This is a genomic window from Dechloromonas sp. HYN0024 (genome assembly GCF_003441615.1).
In the GTDB taxonomy this organism is placed as follows: Bacteria; Pseudomonadota; Gammaproteobacteria; order Burkholderiales; family Rhodocyclaceae; genus Azonexus.
The window spans coordinates 2703347-2717926 of the sequence record NZ_CP031842.1 but is presented as its reverse complement, the minus strand read 5'-3'; the positions used below and the strand labels follow the sequence as shown (position 1 = coordinate 2717926).

Sequence of the window (14580 nt, the reverse complement as noted above, 5' to 3'; positions counted from 1 at the left end):
TTTACGGATGCGGATTCAACCGGTGGATGCAACGGTTTGGTAAAAACGTTGTGCCGGTGTTTCGTAGTTTAGTGTTTTCCGAGGGCGCTCATTCAGTTTCCGGGCAATGGCACTCAGCTTCGCTTGCGAATAGGGGGACAGGTCAATTCCCTTTGGGAAAAACTGGCGCAACAGTCCATTTGTATTCTCATTCGTTCCACGTTGCCAAGGGTGATGGGGGTCGCAGAAATAGACTTGGATATCCGTCGCCAGCGTGAATCGCTTGTGGCCAGCCATTTCCTTGCCCCGGTCCCAGGTCAGCGATTTGTAGAGCTCTTGCGGCAACTTACGAGCGTTTTTGATCAGGGCGTTGGTGACGGTCCCGGTATCTTTGCCGGAGAGCTTGACCAGCATCAGGTAGCGCGATTGACGTTCGACGAGCGTCGCAATCTGACTGTTCTTGCTGCCGCACAGCAGATCACCTTCCCAGTGCCCCGGCACCGCCCGATCATCAGCCGTGGCCGGCCGTTCGCTGATTGACACAGCATCGACGATTCGGCCGTGATCGCCAGTCTTTTGTGTGTGATGGCGAGAGCGGCGCATGGCTCGCGTCCGCCGCAAATACGCCAGCAACTCCTTCTTCAGAGCGCCTCGGGTTTGAATATAGAGGGTGCGATAGATAGTCTCGTGTGACACCTGATGACTCGCATTGTCTGGGTTGGTCCGCTTGAGCCAGCCAGCAATCTGTTCTGGTGACCACAGCGAATGCAGCTTGTTCGCCACTATATGCGCCAGCTCAGGGTTCTCAGCCAGTTTGCAAGGCTTGGGGCGAAGTGCCCGAGCCCAGGTTGCCTGGTCGGCTTGAGTCGCTCGGTAACACTCCCGGCCACCATTGCGGTTGACTTCACGACTGACGGTGGACGGCGCTCTCCTCAATTGAGTAGCGAGCGCACGGATGGAACAGCCCGCAACTAAACCTCGCGAAATATCTTCCCGGTCGGAAAGTGTCAATGCCCGTTTGGAGCGACATCGCAGTGCCGGAGTTATCCCGCCAGTCTCGGCCAGGATTCCCTGAACCGATGAGTGATTTCGATCAAAGAGCTGGGCGATTTGTTGTAGTGAGTCGCCCTTGCGCCAGCGTTCCCACATCAGCGCCTTCTGGCTATCCGTGTAATAGATCCGGGTTCTCTGTTTCATTGGCAACACTCCTTCTGCTTACGCAGATTCTAGTGTGTTGCATCCACCGGTTGAATCCGCAGGATATAAGCAGACTGATTCGGGGACAATATTCAACGGCAGCAGTTGGCTTATTGGGTGATTTCGCCAATGGCAGCTTTGGAGCACTCCAGTCCGCGATTCAGGGCTGCGGCCAGGTCTTCGCGATTGAATGGCTTGCTCAGGAAGTCGTTCATGCCGGCCTCACGACAAGCATCCTGGTCTGACTGCATGGCATTCGCCGTCAACGCGATGATCCAGGTATTGGCATTCGGACCTTCGCCGGCGCGGATTCGGCGGGTTGCTTCAAGGCCATCCATTTCCGGCATCTGCATGTCCATCAGGATGAGCGCATACGCCTTGGCTTCTGCCGCCTCAGCGCCTTGGCGACCGTTTTCGGCCAGGTCAAAGGTATGACCAAGGCGTCCGAGCAGGGCACCGGCCACTTTCTGGTTGATCCGGTTGTCTTCCACCAGCAATACATGCGCTGAGCGTTGTTGCGGTGCGGTCGAGTCGGTGACCAACGGCTCGTCTTTCTCGGTTGCGGCAGATACGCTTAGTGGCAATTCCACCCAAAACCGGCTGCCTTCGCCGAGTACACTTTCAATGCCTATACTTCCCCCCATGCCCTCGGCCAGCTTCTTGCTGATTGCCAGGCCCAAGCCGGTCCCGCCGAAGCGGCGCGTTGTCGATGCATCGACCTGACTGAAACTGGCAAATAGGCGCTGGACCGCATCCGGGGGGATGCCGATACCCGTGTCGGACACCTCGAACAGCAACCCTCTCGGCGTTGGAGTTACGGTAATGCGCACCTCTCCCTTCTCGGTGAACTTGACGGCGTTGCCTGCCAGATTAAGCAGAATCTGGCGTACGCGCGTTCCGTCGCCAAGAAAAAGACCCTCGGCGGCAGGGGCGATATCCAGTACAAGGCGAATGCCCTTTTCCTGTACGCGCACCTTGAGTAGCGAATCGATGGCATCGAGCATGTCACGCACTGAAAATGGATACGTTTCAAACTCCATGCGTCCGGCCTCGATCTTTGACAGGTCTAGGATGTCGTTGATGATGGCAAGCAGCGATTCGCCAGAGACCGCAATGCTGCGGGCAAACTCCCGCTGCTCGGCGTGAAGATCGGTGTCGAGCAGCAAATTGGCCATGCCAATGACGCCATTCATTGGCGTGCGGATTTCATGGCTCATGGTTGCCAGAAACTGCGATTTGGTCAGGTTGGCCTGTACGGCCGCCTCGCGGGCAAGGCGACTTTCTTCCGCTAGCCGGATCAGCGACTGGTCATGATCACGGCGCGCCCGTTCGGTCTGGCGGAAGATAGCCAGCAAAATGAGAAACAGCAGGAAGAAGACCACAACCAGCTTGTGCAACAGGCCAGTCAGTTGCAGGTCCGTCATTTCGATCTCACGCGTGCGGTCGGTGTAGATTTCGACCACGCTGCGCAACTCTCCGTTGTGAACAACGGGTACATATGACGATACTAGGTTCCGCCGCTGCAATGCGCCATCAAAGCTCATGAAACTTTCGCGAAATGAGAGTTCGCTGATGGGCTTTCCTTCGCGCGCACTGCGAAAGCCATTGGTCATCGATTTGTCGTCGCCAATCTGGTGCGCTTCCGATGAATATAGCGTCAGCCCCTTGAGGTCGAAAATCTTGAGTTTGACAATGTCGGTATTCGGACTGAAACGCCGAACGATGGCATCAATGGCTGGCAGGTTGGGGTTGCTGCGGGCGCCTTCGGCATTGACTTCGGCTGTCGGCAGCAGCGGTGCCAGGTTGGGCCATACCTCGGTCGCGATCAACTGGGTAATGGCAAGGTTTGATGCGGCGGTGGTCTCGAGCACGCTTTGTTGCGTGCTGTATTCGGTTAGGCGCCAGATCGAATACAGCGCACTACCTAACAACAACAGCGTAATGACGATGAACGTCAGCGTTGCATGTCGAAAATAGAGCTGTTGCCAGAGATTCCTGTTCATGTAGGCAGAAGGGATTCTGTATCCGGAAAATGTAGGGAGCGTCGCTCGTTGGCTCCATATTCTGATCCGGCTTTGGGCAAAATGACAGCCACCGCGAAAGAAATCGCTCCGCTGGCCGATGCCGTTACTTGCGGCGTGCTCCCACCATGAGTCAGCTTGCGCGTGGCAGGGGGCGTGCTCGCCCGAGTAGAAGGAAGCCAGCCATCAGCGCCAGCGCCAGCCAGTTTCCGAAGCGAACAAAGGGGGTCGTTCCGGCATAGGCACTGACTTCGCCTTTCAGGACGCCTGTAGCGAAGGGAGGGAGTGCGGCGATGAGCCGGCCGTCGGCACCGACGATGGCGGTCATGCCGGTATTGGTGGCGCGCAGCATCGGGCGGCCGGTTTCGGCGGCGCGCATCTGGGCGATCTGCAGGTGTTGTGGCTGGGCAAGGGAGTGCCCGAACCAGGCGGTATTTGACAGATTGGCGAGAATGCCGGCTTGGGGCAGGGCGCGGATGAGTTCTTCGCCGAAGACGTCTTCGTAGCAGATATTGGCGGCCACGTGCTGACCGGCGACGGCCAGCGGGGGCTGGGTTTCCGGTCCGCGGGTGAAGGACGACATGGGGATGCTGGCGTAGGCCATGAACCAGGCAAAGCCGGCCGGGATGAATTCGCCGAAGGGGACCAGATGGTTCTTGCTGTAGACCTGTAATGGCGAGGTGCCAACGCTGACGGCGCTGTTGAAATAGTGGTCGCCGACCCCCGTCAATGTGCCGAAGATGAGGTCGCCATTCTGGCGTCGGGCCAGGGCTTTCAGGGTGTCGAGATACTCGGCTGGAATCTGGTCGATAAATACCGGGATGGCGGTTTCCGGCAGAATCGTCAGTTGCGCCGGGTTCTCGGTGATCAGGTCGCGGTAGAGGTCGAGCGTGTGGAAGAAGGCTTCCGGCCGGAATTTCATTTCCTGCGGGACGTTGCCTTGAATCAGCGCGACGCTGACGGGGGCGCCGATGGGGGTCGTCCACTGTACCTGTTGCAGGCCGAAGCCGGCAAGTGCCAGCAAGGCAGCGACGGGCAGGCCGACGCGCCAGCGGACGAGCAGGGCTGCGATCAGGGCAACGAGCAATGACAGGCCATGTACCCCAAGCAGCGGAGCGAATCCGGCCAGCGGACTGGGGGCGGTTTGCGAATAGCCGACGGTGAGCCAGGGAAAGCCGGTGAACAGCCAGCTCTTGACCCAGTCGGCGGCGGCGATCAAGGCTGCGAAGAAGAGCGCTTCGCGCCAGAACTCATCTGGCTGCCAGCGTTTGAACAGGTAGCCGGCGGCCATGGGGAAAAGCGCCATCACGGTACAGAACAGGAAGGCCGCGGGGCCGGCCAGCCACCACGGCATGCCGCCGAACACGGAGAGGCTGACATAGACCCATGAAACGCCGGTCAGAAAGAAACCGAGCCCGAAGGCGAGGCCGGTAAGCAGGCCCTGGCGGGGGCTTTCGGCTTGTCGCAGGAGAATGAAAAAGGCGAGCCAGACCAGGGGCGCCAGCCAGAACAGGCCGACCGGGGCGAAGCAGCCGACGCCGACGACGCCGGTGGTCGCGGCGATCAGGTAGCGTCCGGCCGGTGTTTCAAGCAGCAGTGTCTTCGGCACCGGTGTCAGGTTTGTTGGCCGGGGTGACCAGCAAGGTATAGAGCCGGCGGCTGTCGGCGCGCAGGACCTGGAAGCGGACGCCGTCGATGTCCATCACCTCGTTGCGTTTTGGGACGCGGCCGAGATGACGCAGAACAAGGCCGCCAACAGTGTCAAACTCCTCGTCGGAGAACTTGGTCGAGAAGGCAGCGTTGAAATCCTCGATTTCGGTCCGCGCCTTGACGCGGTAGCGCCCGGTCGAGTCGAGGCGGATGTTGTCGTGCGCCTCGTCAAAGTCGTATTCGTCCTCAATGTCGCCGACGATCTGCTCCAGCACGTCCTCGATGGTGACCAGACCGGCGACGCCGCCATATTCATTGACGACGATGGCCATGTGGTTGCGCGAGACGCGGAATTCACGGAGCAGGACGTTGAGACGCTTGGATTCCGGGATGAAGACGGCCGGGCGCAGCCAGTCACGTAAATCAAAGTTGGGTTCGATCTGGACGCGTAGCAGATCCTTGGCGAGCAGGACGCCGAGGACCTTGTCGCGGTCGCCATCAACCACCGGGAAACGCGAGTGGGCAGCTTCGATGACGACGGGGACGATTTCGCTCAAGGGGTCGTCGACGTCGATGACGTCCATCTGGGCACGGGGAATCATGACGTCGGTGACCCGCGTGTCGGAGGCCGAAAGGGCACCCTCGATGATGGTCAGGGCGTCGGCGTCCATCAGGTTGCGCTCGTAGGCGCCGTGCAGGATTTCTAGCAACTGCTCGCGGTCGTCAGGCTCGCGCAACAGCAGGGAAGTCAGTCGTTCGATGAAACTCGGTTTACTGTCACTGTCCATAATGTTTAAACCGCATACGGGTCTGGATAACCCATGGCGGCGAGAATCTCCGTTTCTTCGTCTTCCATTGCCTGGGCATCATCGTCATTTTCGTGATCCCAGCCCTGTAAATGCAGCATACCATGCACGGTCAGGTGCGCGTAGTGAGCGGCCAGCGGCTTGTTTTGCTCGGCCGCCTCGCGGGCGACGACGCTCGGGCAGATGACCAGGTCGCCTGTTACCACCGGCTCAGTGTCGTAGGGAAAGGACAGTACGTTGGTGGCGTAGTCCTTGCCCCGGTATTCGTCGTTCAGTTCCCGACCTTCATCGGCATCAACGAGGCGGATGGTGATTTCGCCTCCGCCGACCAGCGCGGCACGCGCCCAGCGCACGAAGTCCGCCCGCAAGGGTAGGCCTTCCCTGTTACAGGCGAATTGCACGGAGAGATTAAGTCGCTTGTTGGGTGTGGGATTCATAGGCGGCAACGATGCGGGCAACCAGCGGGTGGCGCACGACATCTTCTTTTTGAAATTCGGTAAAGGCCAGTCCGCGCACATTCTGCAGGATATCGCGGGCTTCGCGCAGGCCGCTCTTGTGCCCCTTGGGCAGGTCAATCTGGGTGATGTCGCCGGTGACCACGGCCTTGGCGCCGATGCCGATGCGGGTCAGGAACATCTTCATCTGCTCCGGCGTCGTGTTCTGCGCCTCGTCGAGAATGATGAAGGCGTGGTTGAGCGTGCGCCCGCGCATGAAGGCGAGGGGGGCGATCTCGATGGCGTTCTTTTCGTAGAGCTTGCTGACCCGGTCGTGACCCATCAGGTCATAGAGCGCATCGTAGAGCGGGCGCAGGTAGGGGTCGATTTTCTGCGTCAGGTCGCCGGGCAGGAAGCCCAGGCGCTCGCCGGCTTCAACCGCCGGGCGGGTGAGGATGATGCGCTCAACCAGGTCGCGCTCGAAGGCGTCAACGGCGCTGGCGACAGCGAGATAGGTCTTGCCGGTGCCGGCCGGGCCGATCCCGAAGGTGATGTCGTGCTCCTGGATGGCTTTCAGATACGCCACCTGGCGCGGCGTGCGGCCATGCAGTTCGGTCTTGCGGGTGATCAGTTGCGGCCCGTCGACCGGGCCTTCGGCCTTGCGTGCCAGGCGGCGGACCGGGGCGTTGAGCAGTTCGATGAGGCCGAGCTGGATTTCATCGACGGTCAGCATTTCGCCGGCCATGGCATAGAAATATTGCAGTGCATCGGCCGTCAAGCGGGCTTTTTCGCCGGCAATCGAGAAGCGTTCATTGCGCCGTTTGATGACCACGTCGAAGCCGGTTTCGATCTGCCGGATATTTTCGTCGAGCGGGCCGCACAGATTGGCTAGCCGATGGTTGTCCACCGGCGTCAGGGCGATGCTTATCGGCTTGGCTTTGGCAACCACCGGGGTGGCGGCCTCGCTGCGCTCAGTCTTCGCGGATGACAATTTCGCCTCTCAGGCTGTGCGACAGGGACGAGGTGATGCGGACATCGACAAAGGTGTTGATCAGACGCGGGTTGCCGGCGAAGTTGACGATGCGGTTGTTGTCGGTGCGTCCGGCCAACTCGTGCACATCCTTTTTCGAGGTGCCTTCGACCAGTACGCGCTGGATGCTGCCGATCATCGCCTGGCTGATCACCTGGGCCTGTTCGTCGATGCGCTTTTGCAGGCGGAGCAGGCGGGCCGACTTGACTTCCGCCGGGGTCGAATCGTCGAGTTCCAGCGCCGGCGTGCCGGGGCGCGGGCTATACACAAAGGAGAAGGAGCTATCGAAGCCGACCTCGTCGATCAGCTTCATGGTCTTCTCGAAATCCTCGTCCGTTTCGCCGGGAAAGCCGACGATGAAGTCCGAAGACAGCGAAATGTCGGGCCGTGCGGCGCGCAGCTTGCGGATGATCGACTTGTATTCGAGCGTCGTGTAGCCGCGCTTCATGGCCGCCAGGACACGGTCGGAGCCGGCCTGCACGGGCAGGTGCAGGTGCGATACCAGCTTCGGCACATTGGCATAGGTGTCGAACAGGCGCTGCGTCATCTCGCGCGGGTGCGAGGTGGTATAGCGGATGCGCTCGATACCCGGCACTTCGGCAATGTATTCGATCAACATGGCGAGATCGGCCTTCTCGTCGGTCTCCGCCATGTCGCCGCGATAGGCGTTTACATTCTGGCCGAGCAGGGTGACTTCGCCGACACCATTGGCAGCCAGCCCGGCCACTTCGGTCAATACGTCGTCAAAAGGCCGCGACACTTCACCTCCACGGGTGTAGGGCACGATACAGAAGGTGCAGAACTTCGAGCAGCCTTCCATGATCGAGACAAAGGCCGAGGCGCCCTTCACTTCGGCTGGCGGCATCGAGTCAAATTTCTCGATTTCCGGGAAGGAAATATCAACTGCCGCCTTGCCCTTGGCTTTGCGCTCGGCCATCAGTTGGGGCAAACGGTGCAGGGTTTGCGGGCCGAAGACGATATCGACGTAAGGGGCGCGGGCGACAATCGCATCACCCTCCTGGCTGGCGACGCAGCCACCCACACCGATCACCAGATCGGGATTGAGTTTTTTCAGGTGACGAACCCGGCCCAGATCGTGGAAAACCTTCTCTTGCGCCTTCTCGCGCACCGAGCAGGTGTTGAACAGTATGATGTCCGCTTCTTCAACGTTGTCAGTTCTGACAATCGCTTCCGAGGCATTGAGCACGTCGGCCATCTTGTCCGAGTCGTACTCATTCATCTGGCACCCGAAAGTGCGGATGAACAATTTTTTAGGCATGGGAAACACTTCGCAAATCGGTGGGTGCCGCTTAGGTATTCGCGCAGCACAAAAGTTCGCCATTATAACCGACCCGAAATTCGGTTGACCCGCCAAGCTCCGGCAAACTATAATCCGCGCCCTCAAGCGTGGTGATGTAGCTCAGTCGGTTAGAGCGATGGATTCATAACCCATAGGTCGGCAGTTCGATTCTGCCCATCACCACCAGTAATATCAAAGACTTAGCCCGGTTCTCGTGACCGGGCTTTGTCGTTTACGCTGTCGTGTAGGCTGTGTGTAGGTTTTGGCGGCGGCTGTCAGTCTGACTCCTTGGCGTGATAGGTACTCAATTTCCGCACGAATTGGCGCTGATGTTCTGATGACAGTCGGGGGCAGCGGCTTTGCGTGTTGGGTAGGCTGAGGGGTTGTGGCGGCCATCGCTATTTCCATGAGCCAGAAAAGACAAAGGGCGCACTAGGCGCCCTTATTCACAGGAGTTGCGGGCTTGTCATCGCCGATGCAGTCCTGGCTCTTCGCTGCCCTTGCGGACGCTTGGAGTCTCAAAAGTCCCTTTCGGGTACGCCCTTATTATGGATTACCAAGGGGTAAAAATCAAAGTTTTTGTGCCAAAGCTCCATTGTTTACAGTGGCTGACTGGGGTTGATGCAACGACAATGCGGCGCGTACTGCATCTCGAATTGACTCAAAATCGGCCTCGCCAATACACGCATTTGCTATTTGCCGACCCTGCCTGGTGCGAATGCTGAACAGTTCAAGTCGGTCAGTCGATAACGTATAAATCATGTCGCACTTAGCCCAGACTTGTTTGCTCTTGTCTTCGCCAGGCTTTGGATTCGAGCTTAACAAGTGGTGATGAACACACACTTTTTCAGGAGCGGTGGTTGAAAGAGGAACCACCGTTACTAATTTGCTGTTGTGTTTATGCTTGGCAAGAATAACCACAGGTCTCGTTTTGACCATTTCAGGCTCGTTAAAGCCATCAAAACGGCACATTAGAACGGCTCTTGTTCTTGGTTGATATTTAAGGGTCATGCGTTATTTTAGCGCAAGGGCGTGTCCGGAATTTTGTGTAAACGGGGTTTGAGTTAAACGTTATTCATCCGGTCTTCGAACTGGATAGTAAATCGGGTCAGTGCTGCTTTCCAATCGCGAATGGGCATGGTCCATTTCTGGCTGATGTTGCGGAGTGCCAGATAGAAGAGTTTCATCAGCGCCTCATCGCTCGGAAAGGAGCCCCGGTTCTTGGTGATTTTCCGCAGGCTCATGTTCACTGATTCAATCGCATTGGTCGTGTAGATGACTTTCCGGATCTCCGGCGGGTAGTCAAAGAACGGCGTTATGCGCGGCCAGTTCCGGCGCCAGGACTGGCTGATGGGCAGGTAGGCATCGTCCCATTTGCCCTCAAACTCTCCGAGCATCTGTTCTGCTTCGTCGGCGGTGGCACAGCTGTATATCCGTTTGAGGTCAGCAGCAACATCTTTACGCATCTTCCAGGAAACGTAGTTCAGGCTGTGCCGGACCATATGGACGATGCACAGTTGAACGGCTGCATGGGGATAGACGGCCTCGATGGCTTCCGGAAAGCCCTTCAACCCATCGACGCAGGCAATGAAGATATCCTGGACGCCACGATTCTTGAGTTCGGTGACCACCTGCAGCCAGAACTTGGCGCCTTCCGTCTGGGCGATCCACAGACCGAGAACTTCCTTCTCGCCCGCCATGTTGAGTCCGATGGCCAGATACACGGCTTTGACGCGCACACTGCCATCCCTGACTTTGACGTGAATGCAGTCCAGATAGACGATCGGGTACAGCGCATCCAGTGGTCGTGATTGCCAGGCCTTAGCCTCTTCAATGACCGCATCGGTGACTGACGAAATCAGGGTGGGCGACACCTCCGTGCCGTACATCTCTTCCAGATGCGACTGGATTTCACGGACCGTCATGCCACGGGCGTATAGCGACAGAATCTTGTCGTCAAAGCCTGTCCAGCGGGTCTGGTGCTTTGGGATTAGCTGCGGCTCGAAAGTGCCTTGGCGGTCGCGGGGAACCTCTATCGGCAATGCCCCGAACTCCCCTTTCAGCGTCTTCTTACTCTTGCCATTACGGGTATTGCCGGCGGTGTTCTCCACCGGCTCATTCTTGCCGTGGCCGAGATGATCAGCCATCTCAACTTCCAGCGCCTTCTCAACCAGCAGCTTGGTGAGTTGCTTGAGCAACCCATTCTCACCAATCAGGTCTTCCGGCTTCCGGTAATCAGCCAACAGGCTATCCAGCAACTCTTTGGGTACTGCTTTCTTTCCTACGGTCATCATCGCTCCTGGCAATGTGGCAGTTTCCTGCCGGGTGACCGTTTACACAAAAATTCTTACACGCTCTAGCGCAATGCTATTGCAATCTACCGGCTTCCATTGGCCGTCAGAAAGCCAATCTATTCGCTACTCAAAAACTCCCGAATCCATTCCAATTCATCCAGCGCAGCCCTTGAGCGGTTTCCATGCTTCCAGCTATTCGCTGCGCTGCTGGCTTTCCCCTCATCGGTTCGCGGCCCGGTGGATTTCTCCCACGGCTTCCACTTCCTGATTAATTCGGCACGCAGCCTGCGATGCTCTGGTGTCCGGCAATAGCTCATGCGATTCCCCTGATAGTTCGTTTGATTGATTAATAATTTCCCCTGCGTGTGAGGGAGCAGGTGTGCCGTTATTTACTTGCTGGGGCCCGTTGGAAATGTTGGCTTGCTTTACGAAGGCAATTGGACGCGGGTTCTTGATTTCGGCCAGTGCTTCTACCGTAGTTCGGCACTGTGACTGCGCCTTGAGTGCCAGACGCATATACCTATCTGCGGCATCCAGATAACCGGCCGCCGTGTTGGCTTGAGAGCGCAGCGCCAGTGATGAGAAGAGAGCATCCAGTGTATGAGCCTGGGCAACTAGCATTGCTTCCGGCCTCTGCATATTTCCAGCATTCACGGCTGCAACCTGTAGCCTCAACTCATCGGCACAGGCATTGATGTCTAGGTTGTCGCCTTCAAATCGCTGAATAGTTCTCGCCGCCCTTACCTCTGGTTTGCCCAATGCCCTTGCCGATAACTCATCATTGAAAGCTGCAATTTCAGCATCGCTCATTCCCTTGATGCGCTCGACGTCATTTTTTTCCAGGTACCTCTTATCAATGGTCAGGCAGCCTCTGTCCTTCTTCACGGGTTCTACTGCTTTCGCTTTTCTCGCCATTACGTTGTTCTCCTTATTCGTTCCACGGAAGGTCATCAGCCAAGCCGCAACCATTCGGAACGGTGCGGGTTGATTGCGCTTCGGTTGCTGCCTTGAAGCTGGCTTGCGATGGCTTGGCGTGGCTCCGGTGCTGCGCAGGCTTGCGCGACTTCTTGAGGGCTGGGGAAATGGCACGGTGCGCCATCATCGAGAGCGAAGGCGATGCTTTGCCGTTGGACTCCCATACGCCAACCGTTAGCGTGCCAATGGCCGATACAGCGTCCCCCTTGGCTAGTGACAACACCTCGGCAGCGTCATCGCCCCAGACGGCAGCACGAACAAACTGCGCCGGCTCTCCTGCGGTGCGAATGACCAGAGCTGTGTATTCCTTGCCGCTCCCGCTTACCTTCGCCTCGGCATCCTTTGTCAGGGTGCCAGTAATCATTGCCTGAATGGCGCTCATGCTTGTTCCTTTCGTTCCAGAGATACGATGTCTTTCCCGTTTTCCCGCGATTCCCGAAAACTCCCGAAACGGGACTGCCGGACTTTCCCGCGATTCCCGCGCCCCCTATAAGAGGGCGGGAACGAAACGGGAAGAAATGCAGGAATGGGAAGGCGGTAGAGAAATGGGGTTATGCGCACCACAGCCAGCCCTCCCGAAGCTCAAGCAGGCCACGGTTAATCAATCCCGTGATTGCTGCGCTAGTCCGTTCTGTCTGGCGCTTGCTGTCGCACACAAGACGCGTGCGGGTGCCTGCAATGGCGTCATCCAATCGAAGGCATGGCCGGCCAACAGGCAATTCCTTTGGCGCACCTTCTGGCGTGAATGAGCCAGCATCGCGGAACATCGCCCCCAGTGCATCCCAGATGATTCGCTGGTTACCAGACTTCGGCGGCAGGGCACGGCGCATCACCTCGCTGGTGTGCTCCTCGGCTGTGACCACGCAGCTAGTAATCGGCTCGCCGTCATCGTCGGTGTCGATTTCTACAACCTCCAGGCGGAACGGATGCCCTTGCGCATCGTCACCATCCTTTGCTTTGGCTGTAGCCCATTCGCGGCGGTCACCTTCGCGCATTACGACGATGGCTGCATCAAGCGCAGCGTGCAGGCTGGAATGCCCTCGCAGGCCCTTGGTGGCATCCTTGCCGGTGTGATGTACTAGAAGGACCAGCCCGCCAAGTTCGGCTTGGAGCAACTTTGCCCCGGCGATGATTTCGCCCATTGCTGCGCTATCGTTTTCATCTGCTCCGGGGGCGGCACGGTTGAGGGTGTCGATAGTCAGCACGCCATCCGAATATGAGGCAGCGCGGGCAGCGCTAACCAAGTCGGCGCGGTCGGTTGCTTTGCGAATATCAAACCCTTGCAGCAGGAAGCGGAAGCCAGCAGGCAGGGGCCCGTGCTTCATCTGGTGCGCTCGGATGCGTTGAGATATGCCTGCTTCACCTTCTAAGGCGGCGTAGAGCACTGGACAGGGCATTGCCTTGCATCCAAACCATGCGGCACCTCTTGCCATCGCTGCAAGCATGTCGAGGGCTAGGAATGACTTACCGGAACCAGAAGGGCCAAACAGTGCGGCAATCCCTGTTTTTGGCAGCACACCACGAATGCGCCACGCGATAGGCGGCAGGGCAGCAAGCTCCGCAGGCGTCAGCAGTCGGAAGCGCTGCGATGGCTCCTTAGCCTGTTTCAATATCTCCGCAACTGCGCTCAATCCATGTGCTTGGTGATGGTCGTTCAGGTCATAGTTTCGCGGGCTGCCGTCTGGCATTTCAACCCATGCACCACGCACATTCCTGGCTATCACCTCGGCTTGCTGCTCCTTGCCGGTGTCAGGAACGACAACCAGTCGTGCGCTTGGATATTTAGCTCGCAGCGCTTCTGCAACCTTTGCAACCCGCCCCCATCCAAAGCACACCACAGCCGGGCAGCTTGTCGCTTGATGCGCGCTCCAGGCTTGGCCGATGCCTTCCACCAGATATACCGGCTTATCAGCAATCGGGCCGCCAACAATCAGGCAACCATCGGCAGGCAGTTTTACGCCGGGCAAGAAGGGCTTGCCGTCCCCGGTCACGAATTGCAGACTTGCCAGTTCTCCCGAGAGAGTGAAGCACGGTAGCACTAGCGCACCGTCGCAGGCTTGGCCGGCGATGCTCAGAGAGCCGCTATATTCGCGAAGGCCATCCGGCAGGCCCTTTTTGCGGGTGATGTATTCATGGCTGGCGTTAGCTGGATTGGAAGCGCTCCACAGCGTTTCAGGGTTGTGCGGCAGGGGCTTGCTCGGCTGTTGCGGTTTGCGCTCGTTCTGGCCCGATTGTGTGCGTTCTGGCCTTGCTTCTGCGCCATCCGTCCAGCCTTCAGCGAAAGCAAGTCGAAACAGCGAGGCGGCAGTAACTCCGCCATCCTTGATGCTGTTCCATACAGAGCGGCATTCGCTCTCGTTCTTGTAGTTCCCGGCTCCGGCGCTCCAGTTGTGGAAGTCGTCAAAATCCAGGCCGGCAGCTTTCGCACCCATGCCAATGCGAACCCATGTATCACGGTCGCAGCCAGCATCGAGGCTCCAGAGGGCGGAGCGTGCCCGTTCCAGTTCATTGAATTGGTCGCGCATCATGCGGCACCCCGCGCAATCAATGCGGCACTGGTTCCGGGGTCGGCGCGGTCGATGCGGTATTCCGTAATCGAGCGACGGCAACCGGGGCGGTTAATGTCGCGCTTGATGAACGCCCAGCCATCGTATTCAAGCTCTTTGACGTAGGCGGCCAGTCTCCAGCCATGCCAGTAATCGGCTTGGTTCTGAGGTGCGCTAATCAGGGCTTGCAGGGCTTCATCTGCACGGGTGCCACGGGTCGGCCAAAGGGCTGGCGTAACAGGCGGCAGAGTGTCCGGAAACAGGTCGTTTGCGGTATGATTGTGGCGCGGTTCCAAGGCGCTCACGGTCACTTCGGTGGTGTGGGCGCTTCGCATTTATGCCACCTTC

General features: G+C 58.3%; 13 protein-coding genes and 1 tRNA gene. 1 reads left to right on the top strand and 13 read right to left on the bottom strand.

What is annotated here, in order from left to right; all coding sequences use genetic code 11:
* Nucleotides 1-15: 15 nt before the first annotated feature.
* From HYN24_RS13055 to miaB, 7 genes are all read right to left on the bottom strand, one after another.
* A complete protein-coding gene (locus tag HYN24_RS13055) occupies nucleotides 16-1176 on the bottom strand; it encodes an IS30 family transposase (protein WP_117608264.1) in 1161 nt (386 codons plus the stop codon).
* A gap of 110 nt (nucleotides 1177-1286) precedes the next feature.
* Nucleotides 1287-3179: an ATP-binding protein gene (locus HYN24_RS13050; RefSeq protein ID WP_117609653.1), complete on the bottom strand. Its 1893-nt coding sequence runs from the start codon at nucleotides 3177-3179 to the stop codon at nucleotides 1287-1289.
* A gap of 151 nt (nucleotides 3180-3330) precedes the next feature.
* Nucleotides 3331-4806 carry an apolipoprotein N-acyltransferase gene (gene lnt, locus HYN24_RS13045; protein ID WP_117609652.1) on the bottom strand — a complete coding sequence of 492 codons (1476 nt, stop codon included), beginning with the start codon at nucleotides 4804-4806 and terminating at the stop codon, nucleotides 3331-3333.
* Nucleotides 4784-5635 carry an HlyC/CorC family transporter gene (locus HYN24_RS13040; protein ID WP_117609651.1) on the bottom strand — a complete coding sequence of 284 codons (852 nt, stop codon included), beginning with the start codon at nucleotides 5633-5635 and terminating at the stop codon, nucleotides 4784-4786. Before HYN24_RS13040 ends, lnt begins: the two co-directional genes overlap by 23 nt.
* 5 nt (nucleotides 5636-5640) lie before the next feature.
* Nucleotides 5641-6006: an rRNA maturation RNase YbeY gene (ybeY, locus tag HYN24_RS13035; RefSeq protein WP_371413213.1), complete on the bottom strand. Its 366-nt coding sequence runs from the start codon at nucleotides 6004-6006 to the stop codon at nucleotides 5641-5643.
* A gap of 55 nt (nucleotides 6007-6061) precedes the next feature.
* Nucleotides 6062-7036 (bottom strand): PhoH family protein, encoded by a 975-nt coding sequence (locus HYN24_RS13030; protein ID WP_117609649.1) that lies wholly within the window; start codon nucleotides 7034-7036, stop codon nucleotides 6062-6064.
* A gap of 22 nt (nucleotides 7037-7058) precedes the next feature.
* Nucleotides 7059-8396 carry a tRNA (N6-isopentenyl adenosine(37)-C2)-methylthiotransferase MiaB gene (gene miaB / locus HYN24_RS13025; protein ID WP_117609648.1) on the bottom strand — a complete coding sequence of 446 codons (1338 nt, stop codon included), beginning with the start codon at nucleotides 8394-8396 and terminating at the stop codon, nucleotides 7059-7061.
* Nucleotides 8397-8526: 130 nt separating this feature from the next.
* Here miaB and HYN24_RS13020 point away from each other — a divergent pair.
* A tRNA-Met gene (locus tag HYN24_RS13020) sits at nucleotides 8527-8603 on the top strand.
* A gap of 384 nt (nucleotides 8604-8987) precedes the next feature.
* On the opposite strand, the gene HYN24_RS13015 is transcribed toward HYN24_RS13020, so the two are convergent.
* From HYN24_RS13015 to HYN24_RS12990, 6 genes are all read right to left on the bottom strand, one after another.
* Entirely contained in the window at nucleotides 8988-9428 is a 441-nt protein-coding gene (locus HYN24_RS13015; RefSeq protein WP_117609647.1) for a type II toxin-antitoxin system PemK/MazF family toxin, read from the bottom strand.
* Between the two features lie 53 nt (nucleotides 9429-9481).
* Nucleotides 9482-10708, bottom strand: coding sequence for an IS256 family transposase (locus HYN24_RS13010; protein WP_117610312.1), 1227 nt, complete (start codon nucleotides 10706-10708; stop codon nucleotides 9482-9484).
* Between the two features lie 222 nt (nucleotides 10709-10930).
* A complete protein-coding gene (locus HYN24_RS13005) occupies nucleotides 10931-11662 on the bottom strand; it encodes a hypothetical protein (protein WP_162888736.1) in 732 nt (243 codons plus the stop codon).
* On the bottom strand, nucleotides 11640-12068 hold the full coding sequence (locus HYN24_RS13000; protein ID WP_117609645.1) for a single-stranded DNA-binding protein: 429 nt from the start codon (nucleotides 12066-12068) through the stop codon (nucleotides 11640-11642). The genes HYN24_RS13005 and HYN24_RS13000 overlap by 23 nt, the downstream gene beginning before the upstream one ends.
* A gap of 169 nt (nucleotides 12069-12237) precedes the next feature.
* Nucleotides 12238-14214, bottom strand: coding sequence for an AAA family ATPase (locus HYN24_RS12995; protein ID WP_240327678.1), 1977 nt, complete (start codon nucleotides 14212-14214; stop codon nucleotides 12238-12240).
* The gene (locus tag HYN24_RS12990) at nucleotides 14211-14567 is read right to left on the bottom strand and encodes a hypothetical protein (RefSeq protein ID WP_162888735.1); all 357 of its coding nucleotides are present in this window, start codon (nucleotides 14565-14567) and stop codon (nucleotides 14211-14213) included. The genes HYN24_RS12995 and HYN24_RS12990 overlap by 4 nt, the downstream gene beginning before the upstream one ends.
* Nucleotides 14568-14580: the final 13 nt, after the last annotated feature.